General features: G+C 40.1%; 2 protein-coding genes and 1 pseudogene. All 3 read right to left on the bottom strand.

Annotation, left to right across the window (positions count from 1 at the left end; all coding sequences use genetic code 11):
- Nucleotides 1-56: 56 nt before the first annotated feature.
- Nucleotides 57-1,245, bottom strand: a pseudogene (locus tag CJF42_RS24710) (Tn3 family transposase).
- A 123-nt stretch (nucleotides 1,246-1,368) separates the two neighbouring features.
- On the bottom strand, nucleotides 1,369-1,968 hold the full coding sequence (locus tag CJF42_RS24705; protein ID WP_095369177.1) for a recombinase family protein: 600 nt from the start codon (nucleotides 1,966-1,968) through the stop codon (nucleotides 1,369-1,371).
- A gap of 293 nt (nucleotides 1,969-2,261) precedes the next feature.
- Complete coding sequence (locus tag CJF42_RS24700; protein WP_095369176.1) at nucleotides 2,262-5,258, bottom strand: hypothetical protein; 2,997 nt, start codon at nucleotides 5,256-5,258, stop codon at nucleotides 2,262-2,264.
- Nucleotides 5,259-5,333: the final 75 nt, after the last annotated feature.

The raw sequence follows: 5,333 nt of genomic DNA, 5'->3' as shown, positions 1-5,333 counted from the left end.
ATTAATTCACCGAGAATTGCTGATTCATCTGTTATTAGCTGGAACATTAGATTTAACTATGCCGCTCTATTGGAGTTATTGCTGTCGAGTGGTTCAATATCACTCAGCAAACCGGCCAAATCTATTTCTTTCTTTCCTTTGTTAAATGAATATTCGCCGTTTAAATTAATGTGCTGCCAAGCAACAGGTGAAAGCCTTGAGATAATATCAACAATGTCTTGCCTGCCGTTTCTTTCTTGGATTTGCAAAAATGCGGAAAGCAGCGCTGAATTATAGTAAATAATGCAATTAGAAATGAGTCGAGCACAATCGTTCCATTGTGATACTTGGTAATCATTACCACCACGAAATTTATTACCATTAACTGAAGTAATCGCTCGTTTAAGTTGATGATAGGCTTCACCTCTGTTCAATGCTTGCTGGACATAATGGTGTTGAGTTGTCGACATACTCCAGAACGTAAATTGATTTCATCAATCGGTCATATTCATGCAGAGCAGACAATGTACGGCTCTTACCATTGCTTAGTTTTCTAATGATAGTGCTTTGGGTGGTAGTCTTTCGACTTAATGAACAAATGATATGCTGAATTTCACCACCATTTTCATCAGTCACTTCAAATAAATCAAAAAATACCTTTTTCATTTTTGCGTATCGAGGTGCAAACGTGTAACCAAAGAAATCTAAAATAGCGAAGTTAACATTGTTGGCACCATGAGTATCAGTCGATAACGTATTAGACTGAATGTCTGAAGAATTGTTATATAGCAAATCAAAAGCAAAGTGACCTTCATACTCATTAGCGCCTATGACTTGCGTACTAACCGGAACATGGTTTGACACTAATGTCAGCGCAGAAACGCCTTTGCCTTTTGAGAAATATTTTGAGGAATAACGTGCTTTAAATGTATTAATGCGGCACTCAAATTTTTGGCCGTCAATGCTTGAAAATAGCTGATTATTGTCAACATGGTAATAAGCGAATATAGGCAAAGTGGCGATAGCATTAGAAATCTTATCATTAGACTGCTTTAACGTTTCATACCGAACATAACTATCATCGACACTGCGTAATTTGCCCATTGACCGGTTGGAGATATTTGCCATTTTATATAAGCCGTAATTGGTACCGTTAGCTAATATACAAGCAATTAAATCTTCCTTATTTACAGGTACTTTCTCTTTGTTAACAGAAATATGATTAAATGAATTTAAAAAGCCAGTCTTTTGATCAACAAATAACATGAGCTCAACAATACCCATATGTTGAATTTGATTATAGGGGTTGTGCGCCCATTTCAGCGAAAAGTCCAGTGTGTCGCTGTAAGCCTTATTGAGTAAGGGCTACAGAATACCCCTATAATAAAACTAACCTTTTACTGCTTTCGCGATAGTAGAACGGCTGCACTTCCAAAGATTTTGCACCTGCGACCAACTTTTATCTTCATTGATCAGCAGCTTAATGTTTTCTCTTAGTTCGAGATCAGGTTGGCGTCCCTGGTACTTTCCCAACTCTTGTGCTTTTAATATTCCTTGCGCCTGGCGTTTTCTTCGTGTTTCATAGTCATCTCTTGCCATCGCTGCAGCAAGATCGATCATAAACTCTGTCAGTACTTTGGCGATCATCGAATTTTCTTCAGATCCATTAATAATGCCATGTGTCATAAGTTGATCTACGACAACAATGTGGATTTTGGCATCTATCAACTGAGTCTTGAGTTTTTTCCATTGTTCATATGGAAGACGTGAAAGTCTGTCAACTTTCTCTATCAGCAGAATATCACCCGGATGCGAATCAGCAATTAGTCTTGCTAACTCAGGCCTGTCCATTTTTGCGCCGGATTTGCTTTCGATGTATTGGCTCGCAATTTTCACATCTTTACTTTGCGTGAAGTTTAGCAGCTCCGCTTGTGCCCGAGTTGCATCTTGCTCTTCTGTCGATGCGCGAAGGTAGGCTCTAATAAACATTTAATCCATTTTGGTTCGAATAGGGTATGGTTTACAATTGTAGTTCGCGTAGGGTTCGATATCAAGATATCGCGAACCAGATGAGAGGTATTTATTGCTGGTTCGCATGAAGTATACTTAAAGTGGACTAATGTAAACGTATGACAAAGCACACATACAATCCCTGACTGTACCATTTTCTAGGTATTCAGTTACAAGTATAGGGAGAACGGGTAACCCAAGTAACTACAGTGTCTTGAGTTGCCATAAAGCGGGCTAGCCCGCTATATGGCAATGTATTAATTTTCGTATCATCACCTAGTTCGGTTACTAAAATACGCCAATGCTCCTTGCGTATTTTTACCTGATAGATAGACAATCACTTGGTTACTAATGATGTTGGCTATATCGGTAACGCCATCACCGTTTATATCTACTAACAGCTTTCTATCATTACAAGATTCACCCGCCCCCATGTTACGCAAGTGAATTGCCTCTCCTTGACCATCGATAAAAGCCAACCATTTTCTCTCGCTAGCATCGCAGCTAAACACATCCTCTATCGCTGGATTATTTTGTGCGGACAAATTAAAGTTCGTCAATTTTGACTGGTATTCCGCTGCACGTTTCCAATCAGCCGCATTAGTTGTATCAAACTTGTCACATCGTTGATTTTTGATGCCGTAACGGTCTGAGATTTGACTTAATTCTCTATCTTCATTTGGCACTTTACTAGTGCCAATCTGGGTTTGGAAATTCATATGGTCAAAGTAGAAATTCGGTCCAAAGCATACTTTTCCGACCTTTCTGTTCCATGCCCAGTTATTATCATGATTGACATGCCAGATACCATCACGTCGGTTATCTTCATTTTTATTCACATCCCCTCGTTTCATGCCCATACCATTGAAGAAGTTGTTTTCTACTATGGCGTAATCCGTGGGTGTGCCTCTAATAATGACGGGTAAAATGTTATCCTTAGCGCTTAACCAAAGGTTATCTGCCACAACCAAATAACTGCCTGCTATCCCGTCACCATTTATTCCTTCGCGTTTATTGCATGTGGGTTTGCCGTCGCCATCGACGCCCATGTCACATTCAGACTTGTCGTATGAGTGCACATCAAAGCTGACGTCTATATTGCGGACATTACCACTGTAATTAATGGTATTATTTCTGGCGATATAACCTTCATGAGGAATTCCTCCTCCTGCAACATGATGTTTGTTATCTGCAAATTCATTAAACTGCATCAGAGCTGTTGAGGCACTCACCACTTCCGTATTATCTAGGTTCATTTTCCTGCCTTCCATCGCAATACCGTAGCCCATACCCGATATCCCATGGGTACAGTTAGTCGTTTCACCAGTATAACCTGCTGCGGCCGGTCTTAGGTAAGGATCTAAATTATTATTATGGATATAATTGTGCTCTATCGTTATGCCATTACTGTAAATGGCTAAGCCACGTGTCCAGCTATGTATATTTGAATCTACCAGTTTAGCGTTATCGCTGTTTCTAGCAAATAAAACGCCAATGGAGTTTTCATGCTGCTGTTTATATTTTCTCCCTTTTGGATTAAGGTCACGGCATAAAATCAGCTCTTCTTTAAGCGTGGTTTCATGAGGTCCTATAAAGGCCAACCCCGATAGCAAAACATTTTTAGCCGATACCTGTAGAAGGGGTTTAAACGCGTATTTATATACAAGTTTTCCGTATACATCTTTTTGATATACCGTGTTTCCATTTTTATCTTTCTCGATGTGCCCATTTTCATCCCGTTTAGGGATCTGGCTTTTCCAGCCATAATTATATCGCTGAGAAAATTTGATCCTGGTGTTTTCGGCTGTTTTCGCTCCAGCTAGAATTAGATTCGGTTGCGTAATAGTGACTGGTATTTGTCCTTTGTTCGCATCCGTAATATCAATGTTATTTGTAACCACAACGACAGGCTGATCGCACTCGCCAAACTGATACTCCTTACTCACCAAATTTTTCAATTCAGGAAGTGAATTTGCTTCAAAATGGCACCTTTTGTCATGAAATTCAGCTGCCCAACTTGATGTTTCAACGGGATCCGGCGTTTGTATTTCACAGGTACCAGTACTGTCACACGGGTAAACCAAATACCGATAACCATCTTTGTAAAAACGGTCTTTGAACTCGGTTTGTGTGCCATTTACCACTTTACTCGTGGACTGAATATAACGCCCTCCTGAACGTGCTAGACCGTCTTTGGCTAAATCCTGCCAGACTTCTTCAACAATTTTATAATGCGTGGCATTGCTGGCAGAAGCCCAATTCAGGATAACGTTGCCATAAATCGGCCCTTGATTAGCCTGTACATTCGATACCTGCCCAAGCGTTAAACGAGCATCTTTATGTTCAACTCTTTGATGGCCGGATACACAGGAGCTGTTGCTCGTACCACACCCATAAACATGATATCGATATCCGTCTTTATTCGTTCGATCACTGAAACTCTTACTCGTACTTGATGTAAAGCTTTGACCCATCCATGAGTAGTTGCCATTAATCAACATGTACTCATCAACGCGGTACTGTACCGCATTAGTGGCAGCAAACCAGCTTAATTTAACATCTCCCGCAGATGAACCATTTCGAGCAGTCAGATTAGAAACGTTACCAATCGCACTGAGTCGTGCATCTTTATGTTCAACTCTTTGATGGCCGGATACACAGGAGCTGTTGCTCGTACCACACCCATAAACATGATATCGATATCCGTCTTTATTCGTTCGATCACTGAAACTCTTACTCGTACTTGATGTAAAGCTTTGACCCATCCATGAGTAGTTGCCATTAATCAACATGTACTCATCAACGCGGTACTGTACCGCATTAGTGGCAGCAGACCAGCTTAATTTAACATCTCCCGCAGATGAACCATTTCGAGCAGTCAGATTAGAAACGTTACCAATCGCACTGAGTCTTGCATCCCTGTGCTCAACACGTTTGTGTGAACTAGTACAAGTGCTACTATTACAGGCATAAACGTGGAATCGATAACCTTCTTTATTCGTTTTTGAACTATAACTTTTACTGGTACTCCAGCTAAAGCTCTGCCCTTTCCACTTGTAGCTACCATTTATTTTATGATATTCATCAACCCGATATTTCACTGCATTCGACGCTTCATTCCAAGACAATTGAATGTCCCCTGGAGAAGAACCGTTTTGCGCGACCAAATTTGATACGGCCCCCAAGCTAGCTTTTGAAATAGCCCACGCTTTTTCATAAAAGGTTATATTAATCAGAAGAATTATATAAATAAAATTTCTTAATTTCACTATTGCTCCTTTAGGTAATTACCTGTTTTTTTATAGAGTTAACTATTAACTCAGTAACTTCTCAAAAAGCAGTGG

The organism is Pseudoalteromonas sp. NBT06-2, assembly GCF_002276045.1.
In the GTDB taxonomy this organism is placed as follows: Bacteria; Pseudomonadota; Gammaproteobacteria; order Enterobacterales; family Alteromonadaceae; genus Pseudoalteromonas.
This window is presented reverse-complemented; position numbering and strand designations above follow the sequence as displayed.